19 protein-coding genes and 1 pseudogene are annotated in these 20429 nt (G+C 68.4%); 8 read left to right on the top strand and 12 right to left on the bottom strand.

From position 1 onward, the window contains the following. Window positions 1–245: 245 nt before the first annotated feature. From mshC to AC3ERS_RS10165, 3 genes and pseudogenes are all read left to right on the top strand, one after another. The gene (gene mshC / locus AC3ERS_RS10175) at window positions 246–1484 is read left to right on the top strand and encodes a cysteine--1-D-myo-inosityl 2-amino-2-deoxy-alpha-D-glucopyranoside ligase (RefSeq protein WP_431965889.1); all 1239 of its coding nucleotides are present in this window, start codon (window positions 246–248) and stop codon (window positions 1482–1484) included. Between the two features lie 96 nt (window positions 1485–1580). Beyond that, window positions 1581–1676, top strand: a pseudogene (locus AC3ERS_RS10170) (hypothetical protein); the annotation flags it as partial. A gap of 134 nt (window positions 1677–1810) precedes the next feature. Next, window positions 1811–2884 carry an MBL fold metallo-hydrolase gene (locus tag AC3ERS_RS10165; protein WP_431965887.1) on the top strand — a complete coding sequence of 358 codons (1074 nt, stop codon included), beginning with the start codon at window positions 1811–1813 and terminating at the stop codon, window positions 2882–2884. A gap of 128 nt (window positions 2885–3012) precedes the next feature. Here the strand turns inward: AC3ERS_RS10165 and AC3ERS_RS10160 are convergent, their stop codons facing one another. From AC3ERS_RS10160 to fadD11, 3 genes are all read right to left on the bottom strand, one after another. Continuing rightward, complete coding sequence (locus AC3ERS_RS10160) at window positions 3013–4284, bottom strand: ZIP family metal transporter (protein ID WP_431965885.1); 1272 nt, start codon at window positions 4282–4284, stop codon at window positions 3013–3015. A 73-nt stretch (window positions 4285–4357) separates the two neighbouring features. After that, a complete protein-coding gene (locus AC3ERS_RS10155; RefSeq protein WP_431965883.1) occupies window positions 4358–5413 on the bottom strand; it encodes a multicopper oxidase domain-containing protein in 1056 nt (351 codons plus the stop codon). 130 nt (window positions 5414–5543) lie between these two features. Continuing rightward, entirely contained in the window at window positions 5544–7361 is a 1818-nt protein-coding gene (fadD11, locus tag AC3ERS_RS10150; protein WP_431966173.1) for a fatty acid--CoA ligase FadD11, read from the bottom strand. A gap of 146 nt (window positions 7362–7507) precedes the next feature. On the opposite strand from fadD11, the gene AC3ERS_RS10145 reads away from it, so the two are divergent. Then, entirely contained in the window at window positions 7508–8005 is a 498-nt protein-coding gene (locus AC3ERS_RS10145; protein WP_431965881.1) for a DnaJ family domain-containing protein, read from the top strand. A gap of 271 nt (window positions 8006–8276) precedes the next feature. On the opposite strand, the gene AC3ERS_RS10140 is transcribed toward AC3ERS_RS10145, so the two are convergent. Beyond that, window positions 8277–9128, bottom strand: coding sequence for an SDR family NAD(P)-dependent oxidoreductase (locus AC3ERS_RS10140; RefSeq protein WP_431965879.1), 852 nt, complete (start codon window positions 9126–9128; stop codon window positions 8277–8279). Window positions 9129–9187: 59 nt separating this feature from the next. Beyond that, window positions 9188–10156: a non-homologous end-joining DNA ligase gene (gene ligD / locus AC3ERS_RS10135; RefSeq protein ID WP_431965877.1), complete on the bottom strand. Its 969-nt coding sequence runs from the start codon at window positions 10154–10156 to the stop codon at window positions 9188–9190. A 148-nt stretch (window positions 10157–10304) separates the two neighbouring features. On the opposite strand from ligD, the gene AC3ERS_RS10130 reads away from it, so the two are divergent. Then, window positions 10305–12029 carry an aminotransferase class V-fold PLP-dependent enzyme gene (locus AC3ERS_RS10130; protein WP_431965875.1) on the top strand — a complete coding sequence of 575 codons (1725 nt, stop codon included), beginning with the start codon at window positions 10305–10307 and terminating at the stop codon, window positions 12027–12029. A gap of 23 nt (window positions 12030–12052) precedes the next feature. Here AC3ERS_RS10130 and AC3ERS_RS10125 read toward each other — a convergent pair whose 3' ends face one another. After that, window positions 12053–12892, bottom strand: a complete 840-nt coding sequence (locus AC3ERS_RS10125) for an SDR family NAD(P)-dependent oxidoreductase (protein ID WP_431965873.1) — start codon at window positions 12890–12892, stop codon at window positions 12053–12055. A gap of 202 nt (window positions 12893–13094) precedes the next feature. Between AC3ERS_RS10125 and AC3ERS_RS10120 the strand changes: the two genes are divergently transcribed. Then, the gene (locus AC3ERS_RS10120; RefSeq protein WP_431965871.1) at window positions 13095–13769 is read left to right on the top strand and encodes a histidine phosphatase family protein; all 675 of its coding nucleotides are present in this window, start codon (window positions 13095–13097) and stop codon (window positions 13767–13769) included. A 151-nt stretch (window positions 13770–13920) separates the two neighbouring features. Next, entirely contained in the window at window positions 13921–14649 is a 729-nt protein-coding gene (locus tag AC3ERS_RS10115; RefSeq protein WP_431965869.1) for a dienelactone hydrolase family protein, read from the top strand. A gap of 152 nt (window positions 14650–14801) precedes the next feature. On the opposite strand, the gene AC3ERS_RS10110 is transcribed toward AC3ERS_RS10115, so the two are convergent. The 4 genes from AC3ERS_RS10110 to AC3ERS_RS10095 all read right to left on the bottom strand — a co-directional run bounded on the left by AC3ERS_RS10110 (window position 14802) and on the right by AC3ERS_RS10095 (window position 17921). Beyond that, the gene (locus AC3ERS_RS10110; RefSeq protein ID WP_431965867.1) at window positions 14802–15653 is read right to left on the bottom strand and encodes an MBL fold metallo-hydrolase; all 852 of its coding nucleotides are present in this window, start codon (window positions 15651–15653) and stop codon (window positions 14802–14804) included. Between the two features lie 48 nt (window positions 15654–15701). Beyond that, complete coding sequence (locus tag AC3ERS_RS10105; RefSeq protein ID WP_431965865.1) at window positions 15702–16430, bottom strand: alpha/beta fold hydrolase; 729 nt, start codon at window positions 16428–16430, stop codon at window positions 15702–15704. Window positions 16431–16534: 104 nt separating this feature from the next. Beyond that, complete coding sequence (locus AC3ERS_RS10100) at window positions 16535–17440, bottom strand: alpha/beta hydrolase (protein ID WP_431965863.1); 906 nt, start codon at window positions 17438–17440, stop codon at window positions 16535–16537. Further along, complete coding sequence (locus AC3ERS_RS10095) at window positions 17433–17921, bottom strand: DUF6841 family protein (RefSeq protein WP_435593239.1); 489 nt, start codon at window positions 17919–17921, stop codon at window positions 17433–17435. The genes AC3ERS_RS10100 and AC3ERS_RS10095 overlap by 8 nt, the downstream gene beginning before the upstream one ends. Window positions 17922–18158: 237 nt before the next feature. On the opposite strand from AC3ERS_RS10095, the gene AC3ERS_RS10090 reads away from it, so the two are divergent. Next, window positions 18159–18845, top strand: a complete 687-nt coding sequence (locus AC3ERS_RS10090; protein ID WP_431965859.1) for a TetR/AcrR family transcriptional regulator — start codon at window positions 18159–18161, stop codon at window positions 18843–18845. Window positions 18846–19105: 260 nt separating this feature from the next. Here the strand turns inward: AC3ERS_RS10090 and AC3ERS_RS10085 are convergent, their stop codons facing one another. Beyond that, window positions 19106–19759: an enoyl-CoA hydratase-related protein gene (locus AC3ERS_RS10085; RefSeq protein ID WP_431965857.1), complete on the bottom strand. Its 654-nt coding sequence runs from the start codon at window positions 19757–19759 to the stop codon at window positions 19106–19108. Window positions 19760–19790: 31 nt separating this feature from the next. Further along, on the bottom strand, window positions 19791–20429 hold the full coding sequence (locus AC3ERS_RS10080; protein ID WP_431965855.1) for a TetR/AcrR family transcriptional regulator: 639 nt from the start codon (window positions 20427–20429) through the stop codon (window positions 19791–19793).

Here is a 20429-nt window from a genome sequence, read left to right as displayed (position 1 = left end):
CACGCCGCCGAGCGGCGACCGGGCGCCACGCTCCGGTTTGGATGGCTTCCGCGACCCGGGGTAGTTTGCTGGGCGAACCGTGGACTCCCGGATTCATCGGATGTTCCCGTCCACGTGAGCAAAACCATTGACTTCTGGTAGCCGTCTCGTTTTGGCTGGTCCCGACAGGGGTGCGCGGGTACCGCGGTGGCCCGGGGAGCCGGGTCGAGCGGTGATGAGCTCGGCCACACCTTTACCCTCGAACCATGCAGTCCTGGTCCGATATCGCCCTACCAACCATCCCCGGAGCAGGGCCACCGTTGCGGTTGTACGACACCGCCGACGCACGGGTGCGGCCGGTCACCCCGGGCGCCACCGCCACCATGTACGTCTGCGGGATCACCCCCTACGACGCCACCCACCTCGGGCACGCCGCGACCTACCTGACCTTCGACCTGGTCAACCGGCTGTGGCGCGACGCGGGCCACGACGTGCATTACGTGCAGAACGTCACCGACGTCGACGATCCGCTGTTCGAGCGTGCCGCCCGCGACGGCATCGACTGGCGTGACCTGGGCACCCGTGAGATCGATCTGTTCCGTTCGGACATGCGGGCGCTGCGCATCGTGCCGCCGCGCGAATACGTGGGCGCCATCGAGTCGGTGGACGAAGTGATCGAGTTCGTGCAGAAACTGCTCGCCTCGGGCGCGGCCTACGTCGTCGACGACGCGGAGTACCCCGACATCTACTTCCGCGCCGACGCCAACGATCAGTTCGGGTACGAATCCGGCTACGACCGCGCGACCATGGAACGGTTCTTCGCCGAGCGCGGCGGCGACCCGGACCGCCCTGGCAAGCGCGACACCATCGACGCGCTGCTGTGGCGCGCCGCCCGCCCCGGCGAGCCGTCCTGGCCCGCTCCGTTCGGTGCGGGTCGTCCCGGCTGGCACATCGAGTGTTCGGCGATCGCGCTCAACCGCCTCGGCCCGGAGTTCGACATCCAGGGCGGCGGCAGTGATCTGATCTACCCGCACCACGAGTACTCCGCCGCGCACGCCGAATCCCTCGTCGCGGGCCGCCGCTTCGCCCGCCACTACGTGCACGCCGGTCTGATCGGCCTCGACGGCGAGAAGATGTCGAAGTCCAGGGGCAACCTGGTGCTCGTCTCGAAGCTGCGCGAGTCCGGCGTCGACCCGGCCGCCATCCGCCTCGGCCTGCTCGCCGGGCACTACCGCCAGGACCGCATGTGGACCGACCAGGTCCTGACCGAGGCCGTGGCGCGTCTGGACCGGTGGCGCAGCGCCACCACCCTGGCCTCCGGCCCCGCCGCCGAGGACACCGTCGCCCGCCTGCGCCAACACCTGGCCGACGATCTCGACACCCCGAAAGCCCTTGCCGCCGTGGACAACTGGGTCGCCCAGGCGCTCGATTACGGCGGCCCCGACGCCGCAGCGCCCGGTTCGATCGCGACGGCCCTCGACGCGCTGCTCGGCGTCGAGCTCTAGGGGTTCGACCCGCACGCTGCCCCGTCCGAGGCCATGAGAGCCCGCGAACCGGGCACGGGAGCCGGTCTGGGCCGGTCGTCGATTGTGTCGACGCGGGCCGCGGATCAGCTCGCGCGCGGGTTCGTGCTCGGAGCGACCGCCGGGCGAACCACGCTGACGGGTGAGGGTCTGCGGCACAACGACGGACACGCAACCGCGTCGTCACCCACCGCATTCTCGGCGCGAAGCTTTCCGTCGAGGCGACGGGTTGTGCCGACGGGGACTCGCCCGCGGGCGACCGGTTCCGAAGGCTTGCCGAACGTCGCGTTCCGTGATCTGGTTCACGAATGTGCAATCTGCATCCTGGTTCTCTGATCGCCGGTCTCCGTGGCGCACTGGGCGGGCCGCTGCGGCTGGACCCGGTGGGTGAGCCGGGGGACGCGCGGACGGTGGCGGCGCGACGGCGATTCTTCGGCGACGCGGCGGATCCCGAGACCGGTGCGGTGCAGGCCGATCGGGCGGTGCTGTCGTGGGTCGGGTGCACGACGTACGCGCTCGCGCTAGGCGGTTCGGTGTTCCTGCTCGACGCGTGGGTGCCGCGGGTGACCAGCTCCGGTTACGTGCCCGCGACCCCGCAGGAGTTGGCGGACCTGCGTCCCGCCGCGATCTTCATCGGCCACGGCCATTTCGATCACGCCGGTGACGCGGGCGCGATCGCCGAGGCGAGCGGCGCGACCGTCTACGGCACGGCCGAACACTGCGCCGCCATCCGTGGCCAAGTCCCCGAGGCGACGTTCCCGACGGCGGCGCTCGGCGACGCGCACACCCCCATCGGGCAGCGCCACGAGGTCACCGTGGCCGGGGTCGAGATCACCGCGGTGCGGCACCTGCACTCGGCGCGCACCCCGGAGGACCCGGCCGACGAGGCGCGGCGGTTCTTCCCGCGTCCCGAACTGGGCCCGATCCGGCGCCATCGTCCGACGCTCACCGATCTGCGCCAGACGCTGCCGCGCCTGCTCGATCCGGAGGGCGGTGTCCTGCTGTACCAATTCCGCGTGCCCGGTTTCACGCTGACCTGGCACGATTCGGCGGGCCCGCTGACGGAGAAGGCGCCCGACGTCTTCGACGTGCTGGCGGGATTGCCGAGCACCGACGTGCACATCGGCGCGGTGCAGGGCTACAACCAGATCACCAACGGACTGCGCGACCCGCGTAAGTACATCGAGGCACTGGGCTCCTCGCTCTTCGTCCCGGCCCACCACGACAACTGGTTGCCCGGCCTGACGGCGAGCGCCGCCACCTACGACGCACCGCTACGTACCGAACTCGCGCGCCTGGCCCCCGGGCGACGCCCGGAACTGCGCACGATGCACGACCCCACCGACTACCTCAGCCCAGCCCGCCTCACCTTCACACTCTGAACCGGCAGAACACTTTCACCCACCAACCGCGACAACGAACTGCCGCGATCCCACCCACCGCACGCACGCCTCACACAGACGCTGTCTATGTGAGGCGTGCGAAACCTGTGGTCCAGCCACAATTCAGGTCAGGCCAGCACCAAGAGGCCGGTCGCGTACATCGCCGCTACGCCGACAGCGACGCCCAGGATGGCGGTGGCGTCCATCGCGGCCACGGTTCCGGTCGCTCGATCGTCGGTGGTGCGCAACGCGGGCGCGATCTGCACGACGACCTGCGCGATCGCACCGATGCCCAAACCGAGCAACAGCAGCGACAGTTCGGCATTGTTGACGCCCGCCCCGAGCACCGCACCGAGGATCGCGGGCGCGCCCGCGATGAGCCCGAGCCCGAGCAGTCGCGGCACGCCGGGGCGCTGCGCCGCGAGCAGCGGGCTCACGATCGCCAGCCCTTCGGTGGTGTTGTGCAGCGCGAAGCCGATCACCAGCGCCGCGCCGAGCGCGAGTTCGCCCAGCGCGTAGGCGGATCCGATGGCCAGCCCCTCACCGAGGTTGTGCAGGCCGATGCCGATGGCGATCATCAGCGCCAGCCGTCCGCCGCCGCGTCCGCCCGCGCCGTCGGTGCGGTGGTGCAGCCAGCGGTCGACGAAGGTGAGCGCGAGGAAGGCGAGGATCGCCCCGAGCGCGAGCAGGCTGATCCCGCCGAACGCGCCAGCCGACCGGTCACCGAGTTCGAACCCTTCGAAGACCGCGTCGACGGCAAGGAATATCAGCAGTCCGACGGTCACCGCGAGCAGGAAACGGATGCCGCCCTTGCCGATTCGCCGCAGCACCGGAAGCAGCAGCATGCCGAGCACGACGGGGACGATGCCCACGTAGGTGCCGAGCAGCGCCATCACCGCGAACAGGTCGCGACCGCCGGTGGGCGTTTCGACGGCCGCGCCGATCTCGTGTTCGACGACCAGCCCGGTGGAGGTCAGCATGGACACCAGATACGGCTGGCCCTCCTGCCACGGGTAGTCCAGGGTGAGCACGGTGCTGCGACGCGGCCCGATCGGTTCCTCGCCGCCGCGCACGTCGACGAAGGCGTCGTTGACGAACACCTGCGCCACCTGCACCGGATCGGGTCCGGCATTGCGGACGGTGAGATCGATACGGCCCGGCGACATTCGAACTTGTTCGACCGCGATCTCTTCGACGGGCGGGCCGATCCGCTCGGGCAGCGAACGCCCGCCGACGACGGCCAGCGCCGCCAACGCCAACCCGAGCAACAGCACCACCGCGACGGTCGACGCCCAGCCGCGCCACCCGCTCGCCGGTTCCCGCTTCGCCTCGGCCTCGATCTCGGGTGCGGTGACCGGCTCGCGCTCGGTCTCGATCTCGATCTCGGTTCGCTCACTCATGCCTGCGCCTCGCTGACGCTCGGCTCCGGCATGCGTGAGGCGCGCCGGCACATGATTCGCTCACTGCGTTCGCTCATTCGGTCACCTCGAAGAATCCCATCCACCCCAGTTCGGCGAACTCGGACTTGTGCGCGTGGAACATGTACTTGCCCGGATACGGGAACCGCAGTTCGCAGATGCCGCGCTGGCCTTGGCCCTGGACGATGGTGTCGGTGTATTCCGTTGGCTGCAGGCGAGTTCCGGTGGGGTAGTAGTCGAAGAAGTTGCCGTGCACGTGGAAGCTGTTGATCGGGTCGTACTCGAGCACGTTGACCAGGTAGATGCGCACCAGCTCGTTGCGTTTCACCCGCACCGGTTCGTGCATGTAGTGGAACGGGATGCCGTTGACGGCGTAGAGCTGATTGCCTTCGGCGTCGAAGGTGGTGTTGTAGCCGTGCTGCACCATGACCAGTTCGTCGGCCGCGGGCCGCGGCTGCGGCGGGTCGACGATGAACGTCCCGTACATGCCGCGCGCGATGTGCTCGGCGAGCGGCCCGACGTGGCAGTGGTAGAGGTGCAGCCCGAAGGGAGTCGCGTCGAATTCGTAGACGGTGGTCTGCCCGGGTTCGATGAGCCCGGCGCCGAGACCCGGGGTGCCGTCCATCGCCGCGGGGTGGATCCCGTGGAAATGCATGGTGTGCGGGTGCTGGGAGCCGTTGGTGAAGGTGACGCGCAGCAGGTCGCCTTCGGTGCAGCGCAGAGTGGGACCGGGGATGCGCCCGTCGAACACCCAGGCCGGGAACTTCACGCCCGGCGCGACCTCGAGTTCCTTGTCGCTGGAGGCGATCTCCCACTCCCGCAGAGTGCGCCCGTCACGGGTTTTCGAGACGGTGCCGTAGTCGAAGTCGCGCAGGATGTCGGTGGGGTTGAATCCGTTGGCGTCGTGGTCGACCGTCGAGCCGATGCGGAACGTCGGCCCGCTGGCGCCGCCGCCGTGGGCGACCGCGCCGTGCATGCCGTGTCCGCCGCCGGTCTGTTCCGTGCGCGGCTGTGCCTCCGACAGGCCCGCCCGCGCCGCCACCGCCGCGCCGCCGAGGCCGAGTAGCGCGCTGCCGCCCGCCAGAAAACCCCGCCGCGAAGCTCCCCTCATCGAGTCCCGCTGCACTGCTCACGCCTTTCCGCAAAGTTTCGTACTACCTAAATTAGATCTGCGGGAACACTAATACAACTATGCGGGGTACCGTTCAGGCCGGTCGGTTCGGTGTGCGGGCGGTCGCCGCCTAGCTCACCGCGATGTCCAGCGCTTCGATCGGCTCGTGCACCGAACCGTCCGGCCGATCCGCGTAGAGCGCCTCGATCTCGACCGCGTACTTCTCGGCGATGGGCTTGCGGCGCAGTTTCATGGTCAGGGTGATCTCGTCGCCGCCCGGCTCCCAGAAGACGGGCAGGATCGTGAACCGCTTGACCTGCTCGACCCGCGACAGCGTCGCGTTGCCCGCCGCGACGCCGCGCGCGATCGCCGCGATCACGCCCGGGTCGGCGGCCAGCGCGGCGGCCGAAGAATCCGGCAGTCCGTGCTGTGCGGCATAGGGTGCCGCGGATTCGGCGTCGAGCACGATGAGCGCGGTGGTGAACGGCCGCCGGTCCCCGATCACGGCCAGCGATCCGACCAGCGGCGTGGCCGCCTTGACGGCGTTCTCGATATTGGCGGGAGACATGTTCTTGCCCGCCGAATTGATGATCAATTCCTTCTTGCGGTCGACCACCTTCAGGTAGCCGTCCGCGTCGACGGTGATGATGTCACCGGTGTGCAGCCAGCCCTCGTCGTCGACCGCGTCGGCGGTCTTGTCCGGTTCCTTGCGGTAACCGCGCATCACCAGCGGTCCCCGCACCAGGAATTCACCGTCCTCGGCGACGGCGCCCTCGAGCCCGGGCAGTAGTTTGCCGACGGTGCCGAGGCGCGCCTGCTGCGGCGGGCTGACGCTGGCCACGCAGGTCAGCTCGGACATGCCCCACACCTCGGAGATCGGGATACCGAGCCCGAAGAAGAAGCCGAGCGTCTCCGGCGGCACCGGCGCGGCGCCCGACATCGCCCACTTCACCTGGTCCAGGCCGAGTTTCGCGCGCAGCTTCGACAGCACAGCGGCATCGGCGCGCGCCCATTCCTCGGCGAGGGCGGGATCGAGCGACTCGCCGCGCAGCCGGGCCTCGGCCTTGCGGCGGGCCGTGTCGAGGGCCCACTGCAGGGCGGCTTTGGTAGTGGGATCGGCCTCGTTCGCGACAGAGAACTCGATCGCCGCCTTGAACTTCTCCCACACCCGCGGCACGGCGCCCCAGATGGTGGGGCGCACGTCGAGCAGCGCGGCGGGCAACTGGGCGCGATCGGGGACGGCGGTGATCTGCGTGCCGAACACCTCCTGCAGATACAGCGCGGTGAATCGGTCGGCCATGTGCGCGGTCGGCAGGTACGAGGTCTGGCGGTCGCCGAATTCGACCGGCAGCACCGAGGCGAACGCGCGCGCCTCGAACAGCAGATTCTCGTGGGTGATCTCCACGCCCTTGGGGTTGCCGGTGGTGCCGGAGGTGTAGCAGAGGGTGACGATGTCGTCCGGGCGCACGGCCCGCCAGGTCGCCTCGAAATCGAAATCGGCGGCAGCCGAGGCCATGAGTTCGGTGACGCCGAGTGTTCCGGCGGGCGCGCCGTCGACGCAGACGATGGTTTCGATCGGCGCACCGCAGCTGCGAACCCGCTCGACGTACTGTTCCTCGCAGATCACCACCCGGTTGCCCGCATTGGTGAACACGTACCGCAACTGGTCGGGGGAGAGCGTGTTGTACACCGAGAACGAGGTGGCGCCGGTGTGCTGCGCGCCGACCTCGAGCGGATAGAACTCGACGCGGTTGCCCATCATCAACGCCACGGTGTCGCCGCGCCCGACGCCGAGCGCGCTGAGTCCGCCGGCGACGGCACGGACCTGGTCGGCGTACTCGCGCCATGTCAGGCTTTGTTTCCCTCCGATCGATCGGACGGCCACGGCGTCCGGATCGATCGCGGCCACGCGCTGAAAAGCGGCACAGGAGGTGTTCGGTTCGGTCATTTCGGTCTCACTCACGACGCCCGGCACTGTGCCTCGACGGTAGGTCGCGCCAGCGGTCACGCGCGGACTTTCCCCGAATCCTGTTCTCGGACAATCCCATTCCGACGTCGCGAAGCCGCCACACCCGCCTCGGTACGCTGGATGACGTGACCGAGCGCAAACCGCCGGATCTGACCTTCGAATCGTGGATCGACAAACAGGTCCGCGAGGCTACCGAGCGCGGCGAGTTCGACAATCTGCGCGGCGCGGGCCGCCCGATTCCCGGGGCGGGCACCCCCGTGGACGAGAACTGGTGGTTGCGCGACTACCTGCGGCGCGAAGGGGTGCGCGCCGACGGCATGCTGCCGGACTCGCTCGTTCTGCGCCGCGATGTGGAGCGCATTGAGGAGACGGTGGCCGAATTCGATGCCGAGCGTCAGGTTCGCGCCGCGATCGCCGAACTCAATCGGCGCGTGGTCCGCTATCTGCGGGCGCCGACGCCGCCGCACGTGCCGGTCGGGCCGGTGGACGCCGACGCGGTGGTGGCTCACTGGCGTGCCGACCACACACTCGCGCCCGGGACGTCGTCGTCTGCTGCTCCGCGGCGTGCGCCGGAGGCCGCGAGTCCGCCGCCGCGCCGGTGGTGGCAGCGTTTCCGCCGCTGACGTCCGCCACCCGCCTCGAGATCGACAGTTTTCACACCGGTTGCGCGTGTGCCGATCCGCAGCGCGGCACCGATGGCATCGAGCGCGGTGAGGTCGGCAAACCCCGCACCGGTCGCGTCTGTGGCGATTGCAGCGCGGCATCGTCGTCGCGGACGGAACACTGTCCGGCGTCGTCGATTTCGGCGAACTCTGCCCGGGCGATCCGGCCACCGGGGTATCGCGGCAACCCGTCGGCGCCCGGGTGGTACGGGATGCGCCGACCGCGCCCGGGTCAGCGTTTCGCTTCGGATTCGAGACGCTGAATGTGTGTGGCCATGGTGGTGTCCCGGTCGAGCCAGGCGTCGGTTGCGGTGGCGAAAAGGCCGCGGAGCAGTGAGAACGGTACCCAGCGTCGGGGTTCGACGATGCGGGCCGCTCGTCGTTCGATACCGGCCGCGACCGCGCGTGCGATCTGTTCGGGCTGTACCGGTTTTCCCAGCGGGCCTTTGAAGGCGCGTTCGGCCATGGTGGTCGCGGTCCGGTTGCCGCCGAGCGCGGGGCGGGCGAGGGGTGTGACGACCCAGCCGGGAAGCAGGACGCCTGCGCGAGCGCCGGTGTGCACGAGCTCGGCTCGCAGCGAGCGGCCGAACATTTCGACCCCGGCCTTGGACGTGGCGTAGGCGGAGTTGGCGAGTCCGTTCATGAACGCGTAGATCGACGCGTTCACCAGGACGTAGCCGTCGTTGCGGACGACCTCGTCCAGGCAGGCTTTGACGGTGCGCCACACGCCGAGCAGGTTCACCTCGATGACCTTTTCGTAGGCCGCCACGTCGGCGGTGGCGACGGTGACCGGCGGATCGACGGCGATACCGGCGTTGGCGAACACGACGTCGATGCGGCCGAAGCGGGCGACCGCCTGATCGGCGGCCCAGCGCATCCGCGCGAGGGAGGTCACGTCGGCGGTGACCGCGAGCACCGCGTCGCGCCCCAGCTCGGCGGCGAGAGCGTCGAGGGCGGCCTGGTCCAGGTCGACGAGGACCAGCCGAGCTCCACGGTCGAGCAGTTCACGGGCACAGGCGGCTCCGATGCCGCCGGTGGCGCCGGTGATCAGGACGACTTTGTCTCGCAGGCTGTAGCGGCTCATGATTCGTTCTCCGGGTGAGGTCAGCGGTGAGAGGCGCTGAGCGTGAGCGTTCGTTGCTTCTACTCTGGTGCTTCCCAAGTGATCTCGGCGGGAGTCTTGTCGATGCGCAGCCCCCGCCAGCTGGGATGACGCAATCCCTCGGATGTGGCCTCGCGATATTCGATATCGGCGACCAATTCGGGCTCGACCCAGTGCGCCGCCGCTGCCACCGCGCGCGGCGGCGGCACATCGAAAGGCGTATCGGGACGGGCGATTTCGTCGAGGCGGGCGCGCAGGCTGCGGCGTTCGACGAGTGTCCATCCGGTGCCGACGTTCCCGATCGGCACCAGCCGCCCCGCCGAATTGTGTGCTCCCAGTATCAAAGAGCCGAATGTCTTGGCGAACGGGCCATTTCCCGGCAACCATCCGGCGATGACGGCTTCGGCGGTCTTCCGGAACGGCGTCTTGATCCAGTTGCGCGTCCGCTCGCCGGGTTGATACGTGGAGTCGAGGCGTTTGGCGACCAGGCCCTCTAGCCCGTTCTCCGCCGCGGCCGCCGCCAGCGTCTCGGGATCGACGTCGGTCCAATAGGGCGACAACTGGATCGGCGGGCGGGCGAGGTCGAGCCGCGCCAGCAGTTCTCGCCGCTGCGAGTACGGCACGGCGACGGTGGCGTGCCCGTCGAGGGCGAGCAGGTCGAAGATCATGTAGAGCACGGGAACGTCGTGGATCAGCTGCGCGGACGGCGTCTGCACGTGCATGCGTCGCTGAAGCCGGGAGAACGACGGTGCGCCGCTCGCTCGCTCCGGCGCGACGATCTCTCCGTCGATGGTCACCCGGTGATCGCCTGCCGCGGCGGCGACGGCGGCGGCGATCTCGGGGAACGAGCCGGTGACCTGTTTGCGGTTGCGGCTGTAGAGCTGACACGTCCCTTCGGCCGCCGCGGCGATGGCGCGCATGCCGTCCCATTTCATCTCGAAAGCCCAACCGTCCGGGTCAGCGGGCGGTCGTCCGGAACGGGCCAGCATCGGCGGCGGCGCGGACACCACCGATACAGCATATCTTCAGCAAATAGTTGCTCGAATAATTCAGCAGGCGGACCAATGGCCCTGGCGCGGCGCGTGGCTCCGGGGCACGGTGGTTGGTAGCCGGGTATCGGTGCTCCACGGTGAAAAGAGGGACGGCATGGACATGACAATGGGAAGTGTGGATGTCTCGGCCGCGCCGGTCCCCACCTCACCGTTGCTCGAGCGAGTTCGGCAGGGGGTTATCGGTGAAGGCGCGGTCTTGGACGGACCCTATGGTCGGCGCCGGATCACCTACGCCGACTACACCGCCTCGGGCCGGTCGCTGGATTTCCTCGAAGACTTCATCCGCGGGCAGGTGTTGCCGCGCTACGCCAACACCCACACCGAGAGCTCCGGCACCGGATTGCAGACTTCACTGCTGCGGCAGGACGCACGCCGGATCATCCACGACGCCGTCGGCGGCACCGAGAACGATCTGGTGATCTTTTGCGGGTCCGGGGCCACGGCGGCGGTAAACAAGCTGGTGGGCATTCTCGAGCTCCGCGTTCCGTCCGGGCTGGTCGAGCGTTACCGGTGGGACGGGAAGATTCCCGATGCGCAGCGACCGGTGGTCTTCATCGGTCCCTACGAACACCACTCCAACGAGTTGCCATGGCGGGAATCCATCGCCGACCTGGTGGTGATCGACGAAGACGCCGACGGTCAGATCGATCAGCGACAACTCGAGCAGCGGCTGATCCACTACGCGGACCGGCCGTTGCGCATAGGTAGCTTCTCGGCCGCCTCGAATGTCACCGGCGTCTTATCGGATACCGACCGGATCGCCGCCCTGCTTCACGAGCACGGCGCGTTGTCCTTCTGGGACTTCGCTGCTGCCGGTCCCTACGTGCCGATCCGGGTGCGGGAGAGCGCTCCCGGTCGTGGCGACCACAAGGACGCGATCTTCCTCTCGCCGCACAAGTTCGTCGGCGGACCGCAGACTCCTGGCGTTCTGGTGGTCCGTCGTGAGTTGGTGCGCAACGCCGTGCCCACCGTGCCGGGCGGCGGCACGGTGGCGTTCGTGGACCCGATCGGGCACCGCTACCTGGATGATCCCGTTGCCAGGGAAGAGGGCGGAACCCCGGCGATCATCGAGTCGATCCGTGCCGGTCTGGTCTTCGCGCTCAAAGACGCGGTCGGTACCGACCTCATCGAGCAACGGGAACAGCGGCTGTGGCGTCATGCCTTCGGCCGGTGGCGCGATCACCCGAACATCGATATCCTCGGCCACCCTCGTGCCCGACGACTGTCCATCGTGTCCTTCCGCGTCCGGTCCGGTGTGGATCGCTACCTGCACCACAACTACGTCGTCGCGCTGCTCAACGATTTGTTCGGCATCCAAGCTCGCGGCGGCTGCTCCTGCGCTGGCCCGTACGGGCACCGGCTCCTGGCGATCGATGCGCAGAATTCGGCCGCCTACCGAGACGAGATCGCCCTGGGTTGCGAAGGCATCAAACCCGGCTGGACACGTGTCAACTTCAACTACTTCATTTCCGACACCGTGCGCGACTATCTGATCGAGGCCGTGGAACTGCTGGCCTCGTTCGGCCACCGTCTCCTCACCGACTACGTCTTCAGTCCGGACACCGGCCTGTGGCGCCACCGCGAGGGGACCCACCAGCCCCCGCTGCGTCTGGCGGACCTCTGGTACGACAGCGCGGGCGCGCTGCACTATTCGACAGACCGCGAGACCCTCGACGAGGACGCGTTGGCCGAACACCTCCGTACGGCCCGCGCCCTGTTCGAGGCACGCCCCGATGAGGTCCCCGACGGTTACACCGGCCTCCCATCGCATTTCGAAGCGCTGCGCTGGTTCCCGCTGCCGCCGCAATGCCTGGCGCCCGATTCTCGGTGAAGGCTGGTGCGCACCCGGGTGGATCAGTTCGCCACCATCGGCGGCATCGTCGGGTTCTCCTGCTCGACGATCTGTTCGGCGCGGTGCCGGATGTGCTCGAGGTATCCGGTGCCGGTGAGGACGTAGAAGCGTTCCTCGCGGATCGCCTCCACCACCAGGTCGCCGACGCCGCGCGGATCGAGGCCCTGCTGGAACGCCTGCCTGGCCGCGTCGATCGACCAACCACTCGGGCGCGGGCCGACCCGTGGATATCGCGCCGGGCGATTGCGTTCGGACATGTAGATACCGGTGTCGACCAGTCCGGGGCACAGCACCGAGACGCGCGGCCGGTATCCGCCGTCGACGAGTTCGAACTGGACGGTTTCCGAGAGCGCGACCACAGCGGTTTTCGACGCCCCGTACACCGAGCCGCCCGCGATCAATCCGGCGATCGACGCGGTGTTGACGATGTGCGCCTGCTCGCCCTGCTCGATCATCACGGGCAGAAACGCGCGGATGCCGTGCACCACGCCCATCAGATTGACGCCGAGCACCCACGCCCAGTCGTCGAGCGTGCTCTCCCAGCTGGGCTTGCTGCCCGCGAAGACGCCCGCGTTGTTGCACAGCACGTGCACGGCGCCGTAGGCGCGCAACGCGGATTCGGCCAGGCCGGCGACGTCGCCGGGTACCGACACGTCGGTGACCACGGGGTGCACGTCGGCGCCCGCGTCGCGCAGCTCGGCTGCGGTGGCGCCGAGCGCGGCTTCCTCGATGTCGGCGAGCACCACACGCATACCCGCCGCGACGAACGCTTCGGCCATCCCGCGCCCGATACCACTGCCGGCGCCGGTGACCACGGCGACCTTGTCGTCCAGATTGTCCACTGTTCCTCCGTATCGATCGATCCGGGTAGAGGTCACCAGGCTAGGGAAGTGCCTCCCATCGAACATCGCCCTGCGGGCCGATGTTTTTCCTTGTCCGAGCCGTTACTGTGAAAGTGGGTGGGAGTCCCTTTCAGCGCGGTCGGCGATCGGCCGTGCGCGCCACCCGAACTGCTCCGGGCAGCCCGCGCGAGAAGGAGATTCGGTGCGCAAGATCTACGTCGTCACGCACCCGGAGGCGACCCATCACGTCGACCGGGTGGTCGGCGGTTGGTACGACTCGCAGCTCACCGCGGCGGGCCTGTGCGCCGCGGCGGCTATCGGCGAGGCACTGCGGGCGCGGATACCCGAGGACGCCGATGTGCGGGTGTACTCCTCGGATCTGCTGCGCACCGCGCAGACGGCCGAAGCGATCGGCGAGGCGTTGGGCGTGGCGCCGATTCTCGACGCGAGACTGCGCGAGAAGTCCTACGGCGAGGCGGGCGGACGGCCGCAGGCGTGGCTGGATCGGCGATTCGTTCCGCCGCCCGCGGTCGGCGAACGTCTGCGCCACGGCGAGGGCATCGCGGGTGCGGAGACCAAAATGTCTCTGGCGCAGCGCATCTACGCCGCGATGGGAGAGATCCTGGACAGCCCCGGCGAGCACCAAGTGATCGTGACGCACGGCGGCGCAATGACATTCGTGGTGGCGGCGTGGATCGGGATGCCGATCGATTCGGCGGGTTACGTCGCCTTCCGAGCGGCGTCGGGCAGTATCACCGTGCTCACCGAGGACGACTTCTTTCACAACCGCGAGGTATCGAGCCTCGGTGACACTCACCATCTCGAGGTAGCGGCGTCGCGACCTTCTCCGGCGCCGGTTTCGACGACATCCTGCTGAAGGCGATGACGAACCCGCCGCACCAGCGCCGGATCGGTCGGTGGTCCAGTTTCGGTCGGGCCCGCATCCTCCGGGCAACCGCCGAGGCCCGGCGAATCGCGCTTCCGTCAACGCGGCCCGCCCTCGACCCGCACGGCGTACATTTCCGATCATGGACACGGTCGAGCTGAGCGCACCGGACGGCCCCCTGCCCGCGCTGATCGCCCGGCCTTCGGGTGCGGGTCCGTGGCCGGGCGTCGTCGTTGTGCACGACGTGCTGGGGTTCGGCCCGGATCTCGAGGGGCACGTGGCGATGCTCGCCGAGCACGGCTACCTGGCGATCGCCCCCGATCTGTTCTCGCGCGGCCGCGCACGCTGTATGCGGGCGGTGATGCGCGCATTGTGGTTCACCGGCGGCAAATCCGACGCCGACGCGGTCCCGCTGCGCGACATCCTCGCGGCACGCGATCGCCTGGTGGCCGATCCGGCGTGCACCGGCCGCACCGCCGTGATCGGTTTCTGCATGGGCGGCGGGTTCGCGCTACTGACCGCACCCCGCGGCTTCGACGCGGCGGCCCCCTTCTATCCGGGCCTCTACGGCGACTACCGGACCTTGCTCGACGGCATCTGCCCGGTGGTCGCCAGCTACGGCCGCCTCGACCCGTCCCTGGTCGGCGCACCCGCCAAACTGGAGCGCACGCTCACCGAATTCGGTGTCGCCCACGACATCAAGACGTACCCGGGCGTCACCCACGGCTTCGCCAACACCTTCCCCGGCGACCGGCTGCTGCGCGTCACCGGGCTCGGCTACAACGCCGACGCGACCGCCGACGCCTGGCGTCGCATCTTCGCCTTCTTCGAGACCCACTTGGCGGATCAGGAGAACCCGCCGTCGCGGTAACCGCCGAGATCGAGCCCGCACGATCACCGCTTGCCTCGCACACCTTTCACACGCCTCGCAAAGCTTGTGGCCTGTGCGAGGCGTGCGGAAGGTCTGCGGTAGCGCACTGGTTCGCGCCACGGCTTGCGGACAACTCCGTGGTCTCGCCGCGATCAGTGCGGCAGAGGAACCCCCAGTAGGCCGTGCGCGCCGTACCAGACGGGGCCGAGGTTGAGCCGCTCCGGATAGCGGGCGACCATGTCGTCGAAGAACTGCTGTGGCGTCGGCTTGTCCGCGAGCAGCTGTTGTGCGTCGCGCAGGTATCGGCGAGTCTGGTCGATGATGCTGGGATCGTCGGGCAGATCGCGGTTCTTGTGTCCGGCCACCACCGCGCGGGGTTCGAGCGACTCCACGATATCGAGTGCGGCAAGCCATGATTCGAATCCGCCACCACCCGTTTCCAGCAGCATCTGGTGCACTCCGTTGTAGACCACGTCGCCTCCGACGACCAGGCCGATCGAAGGAACGTGCAGAACGGTGGTGTCGTCGGTGTCGGTGTGGCCGACTTCGACGGCGGTGATCCGATGACCTTCCAGCTCCAATCCCTCGGCCGGGATCGGCTGGTAGACCAGGGGAGTGTCGGGAATCAGGCCCGGGAAGTCGGAATCCCAGAAATACTCCCGAAGCTCGACATTCTTGCGCATTATTTCGATGGTTCCTTCGGTGGCATACGGAATCGCGCCGGGGAATCGTTCGAGCAGTTCGCCGGTGCCGAACCAGTGGTCACCGTGCCCATGGGTCGCGTAGATATAGGTCAGCTGTTTTCCGAAGCTCGCCACCCATTCGCCGACCTGCCGGGTCTGCTCGCGGGTGAACGGCGGGTCGACCAGCACGGCCGTCTTTTCGCCCATGATCAGCGTCGAGGCCAACGGGGACGACACGATGGGCCCGCCGTCGGGCAGGCGTTCCGGCCGGTTGCGGGTAACCCCGTCGCTCACCAGCACTTCGTAGCGCAATTCCGTCATGATTTGTTTGCTCCTTTCAGTGCAGCTCGCACAGGCTGCTGCGTAAAGTCACCGTGGGTTCAGTCCGGTCAGGAACTGTTCGATGAGTTTCGAGACCGCGAGGGCTGATTCGCGCGGCGCGAGATGGCCGGTGCGGGGGAGTATTTCGAGTTGTGCGCCAGGTATGCGTTTCGCCAATTCCGCGGAGTGGCCACGGGTGAACGCGGGATCGTCGGCGCCGTCGATCACCAGGGTGGGGGCGGTGATCCGCGCCAGGGCGTCGACCACGCTGGTGCGTTCGGCCAGCACCGAGCGCATGGCTCTGGACAGGCCGACGTTGTCGAGGCGATCGATGGAATCGGCAAGTTCGGCGGCGAATTGGGGGTCGTGCCTTCGGGTGTACTCGCCCAGCAACTGAGCCACCACCGATTTGCCTGGGCGGCTGGGAATTCCGATCCGCACGAGCAGCGACAGCACACGATCGCGCTGACGTTCGAGCGGGGACATTCGGCGCGCGCTGGAATTCGACAGCACCAGCGCGACGACACGCTCGGGTGCGGCGAGCGCGACCCGCAATCCGACGAAGCCGCCCCAGGAAAGCCCGAGGATGGCGGCGCGGTCGACACCGGCGGCGTCCAGTGCCTGTACCGCTGCGTCGGCGCATTCCTCCATCGTGAACAGCCGTGGCGGCGAGGGGCTTTCGCCGGTGCCGTAGGGGTCGACCAGCAGCGTTCTCCACCCGAGCTTGTGCAGAACGGAGAGTTGTGTCCCCCAGCCGGTCTGTCCGTCGGTGAACAAACTTGGCCAAAGTAATACTGCGGGACTGTGTTCCGGCCCGGCGTCGTGCACATGAAGCCCGCCGAGTGCGGTCGGCACCACGAGACCGCGGGCCCGTGACGGTGTCATAGGTAGCGCTCGAACCAGTCGAGTGCGGCCCGGCTGCCGGGCTCGTAGCCGTCGAAATAGATGCCGTAGTGGGTGATGCCGGGGATGACCTGGTAGTCGACCACGACGACGCCCGCGTCCTCGAGGATCTCGGCGGCGCGGCGCCCGTTGTCGGGAGTGGGAAACAACTCCTCCTCGCCGGCATCGATGATCAAGGTCGGCACCTGCAACCGCTCGACTTGGGTGAGTGGATCGAAGTGCGCCATGGTGGCCAGGAACGGGGTGCCCTCCGCGGTCGGAAATCGGTCGATGCCCTTGGGGATGGCGTCGGCATTGCCGCGGGCGGTGTCGATCGCGTATTTGCGGGCGAATTCGAAGAGCGGTCCCTGCCCGAGCGAGATGGCGGGCACCTGAACGGTCAAGGCTTTGACGCGGGTGTCGTGGGCGGCGGTGTAGACGGCGATGCCGCCGCCGTAGCTGGTTCCCCAGACTCCGATACGAGCGGTGTCGACGTTGGGCTCGCCTTCGAGGTAGTCGAGGGCGGCAAGGAGATTCGCGGTCCACGCGAACGGGTCGACCAGATCTCGGACGAACCGCACTCGGGCCAGAGCCTCGTCGTTGTCGTCACGTTCGGGGGCGTCGCCGACCAGATGCAGTGGCGATCCGGAGCCGAACCAGCTGCTCTGCGTGAAAGTGAGAGTGATCATGCCCGCGGAGGCGAACAGCGCGGCATAGCGTTCGGCGGTGTGCTTGCTACCGCCCCAGCCGTGACACAACACCACCGCGGGTAGCGCGGCCTCGGAAGGGATGGTCGCCGGGCGGTACACGTCCGCGTCGAGCGGGATGCCGTTGCTCCAGATCGTGGACTTCTCGCGGAGGACACCCTCGGGCATGACCAGCGGTGGATACTTCTGCTCAGCCATGGCTGGCCACCTCGGTCGACGATTCCCAGGACCAGATCTCCCCGAGCACGCTCGTGGCGGTGTCGATGGCTTGGACAGCGATCACCCGCCACCCGGCGGCGGACTTGGCGACTTCGAAATGAACGGCCCAGCGCTGGATTTCGCTTTCGTCCGCGCGGCGACGAGACCAGATCACCTCGATCGCGGCGCCGACGGCGTTGTAGACGGTGACGCGGCGATCGGGCACCACGGTGTGGCTGTAGCCCGACTCGCGCAACGGCGCGAGGTTGAGCTCCAGAAATGCGAGAACGCTGGCGTGATCGAGGCACCAGAACGACTGGTCCGATACGGTCACGTGCATGGGTGTGCCCCAGTAGTCGAGGATGCACTCGGGTCCGTCCGAGGAGGTCCCGGCGGCAACGCCGACCCATCGCGGCAGATAGTCCTCGAAAAACCAACTCGTCACTTCGGCGCGTGTCGCCGAAATCTGGTCGATGGGCATTGCAGCGTCCTTCCACACGGTCGGCGAACGACCGATCAGCTCGATATCCGGGGAAATGTTCGAGGCGTCGCGCGCAGTCATGGAGTCATGCGGCGGGTCCTGGCCTCTCCGCGGCGACTCCGTACTGGCCGCGCATTAACGGAACCAACGGGTTCCTTTGTAGTATAGGAACTCGTGAGTTCCATTTGTCAAGGGTTGGTTGGCCGAAATGCGGGCGGGTGTGCGATGGTCGAGAACGTGACAGCAGGAAGGAGCGCATCGTCGGAGCAATCCCGGCCGCGGACAGTGAGCCCCGGTCGGCCGCCTGCGTCCACGCTGGCCGCGCGATGGCGTCACATCATCGCGGTCGCGTCGGCGGAGTTCGTGACCCATGGATACGCCGAGGCGAACCTCGCTCGCATCGCGCGCGAGGCTGGGGTGTCGAAGAAGACGATCTACGCCCGATATCCGAGCAAAGACGAGTTGCTCTTGGCGGCGGCAGGCGATCTGGCCGCCCGCTCACACGAGGCGATCACCGCCGCGATGGCGACCTCCGACGGCGACCCCGAGCACGTGCTGACTCTCTTCGGGACACAGATAGCTCGCGCCTGGACCTCTCCCGCCGAAGTCGGGCTCTATCGGCTCGTCGCCGCCGAGGCGATTCGCTTTCCGCAATTGGCGGCGGTCTACCGCGACGTCATGGAACGTTTCGGCGCCACCCTCGCCTCGTACCTGCGCGAACAGTGCGCGCTGGGCACCCTGAGCGTTCCGGATCCCGAGGCCGCCGCCCGCCAGTTCGGAATGCTGGCTTACGGCGGGCTCCGTGAGAAGGCACTGCTCGGGGAGGCCGTCACCGATGACGAGATCGACGCCGTGGTGCGGCGGGCGGTGCGGGTCTTCCTCGTCGGCTACTCGCCCTGGACGGCGAGCTCGTCGATCGACTGAACCCACCCACACGAACGCGCCACCGACCCGATCTCGCGATCGGCACCAACGCTCGAGTGACACCAGCACTCGCGAAATCCTCAGGCCTCGCAGGTCTTTCATACGCCTCGCACAACTTGCCACCTGTGCGAGGCGTATGAGAGGTCTGCGACAGCATGCCTCGACCGAGACGGTGCGCCGACGACGTGGGGCGGACGCGTCCGGCGACCGGGCATCGGGGTGGAAGCCTGGTCGCCGGAGGTGTCCGAGACTCGAGGGTCCTACGGCGTGGCCAACGCCGCGACGGCCGGCGCGAACATGGTGTTCTTGATCGCACCGAGCGTGCCGGAGTCCTTGCCGCCCAACGGAATCAGCATTTCCAGCGCCCCCGCGAGCACCTGTCCTTCGGCGGCGGCCGCATCGACGATATCGAGCTCGGCGGCGGCCTCGCCACCGTAGCGGCGGCCGGTGGTCATGGCGTCGACCGCGGCCTTCGGAGACAGCTTGGCCTGGATGAGGGCGGCCATACCGGGGGTGAAGGGGATGCGGATGTCGACTTCGGGGAAGCAGAAGTAGCCGCGGTCGGCGCGCATCACGCGGTAGTCGTGGGCGATGGCGAGCATGGCGCCCGCACCGAAGGCGTGGCCGGGCAGCGCGGCCGCGGTCGGCACCGGCAGGGTGAGCACCCGCGCCAACAGGGCCTGTACGCGTCCGACGTACCACTGGCCGCGGTCCATGTTCGCGCTGAGCCAATCCAGGTCGAGGCCGTTGGAGTAGAACTTGCCACTGGCGGTGGTGATCAACCCCTGCGCGCCTTCGGTCAGGACAGTGTCCAGGTGGGCGTTCACTTCGTCGAGAAAGCCAGGGGAGAAGCGGTTCTCGTCACCGCCGAGGTCGAGGACGGCGATCTTGTCGTGGTATTCCAGGGTGGGCATGATGGTTCCTTCGGTAGGGGACTGTCGAGGGTCACGGGGGCGGTCCGACCGCGAGCACGGCGCGCACGGCGGCCCGAAGTTGTTCGCGGGCAAAGGGTTCGGCGATCCGGTCGCGGTGGATCAGGATGGCGGTCGGCAGGTCGACCAGGCAGGTGGTGAGCACCTCGACCGCACGGCGATCGCGGCGGCCCCATCGCCGCTGCGCGAGGCGCGCCATCAGATCGATCAGCGCACGTTCGGCGGTGCGCACGTCGGCGGCCACGTCCTCGGGTAGGTCCTCGCCGAGCAGCTGCTCGCGGGAGACGGTGAGCAGCAGCCGAGAGGAGTCGGGGAAGCGTTCGGCGAACACGCTCGGCGCCTCCGCGGCGGCCACGATCGCCTCGGTCGCCGCGTCGAGCCCGGCCGCATCATCCTCGGCCGCACTGTCTTCGGCGTCCGATCGCGCGTCGACCAGCTCGTTCTGCACGGCGACGAATCGCCGCGCGGCCCGCAACCACGCACGCCCCAGCACGCCGGACCGCGATCCGAAACTGTGGTACAGCGCGCCGTTCGACATGCCGGTGGCCGCGGCGACGGCGCGGATGGTGACCGCGGCGGGACCGCCACGAACCGCCAGCGATTCCGCGGCGTCGAGCGCGGTATCGGGGTCGTGTATGCGGGGGCGCGGCAT

It is taken from the genome of Nocardia sp. bgisy134 (assembly GCF_057708325.1).
This window is presented reverse-complemented; position numbering and strand designations above follow the sequence as displayed.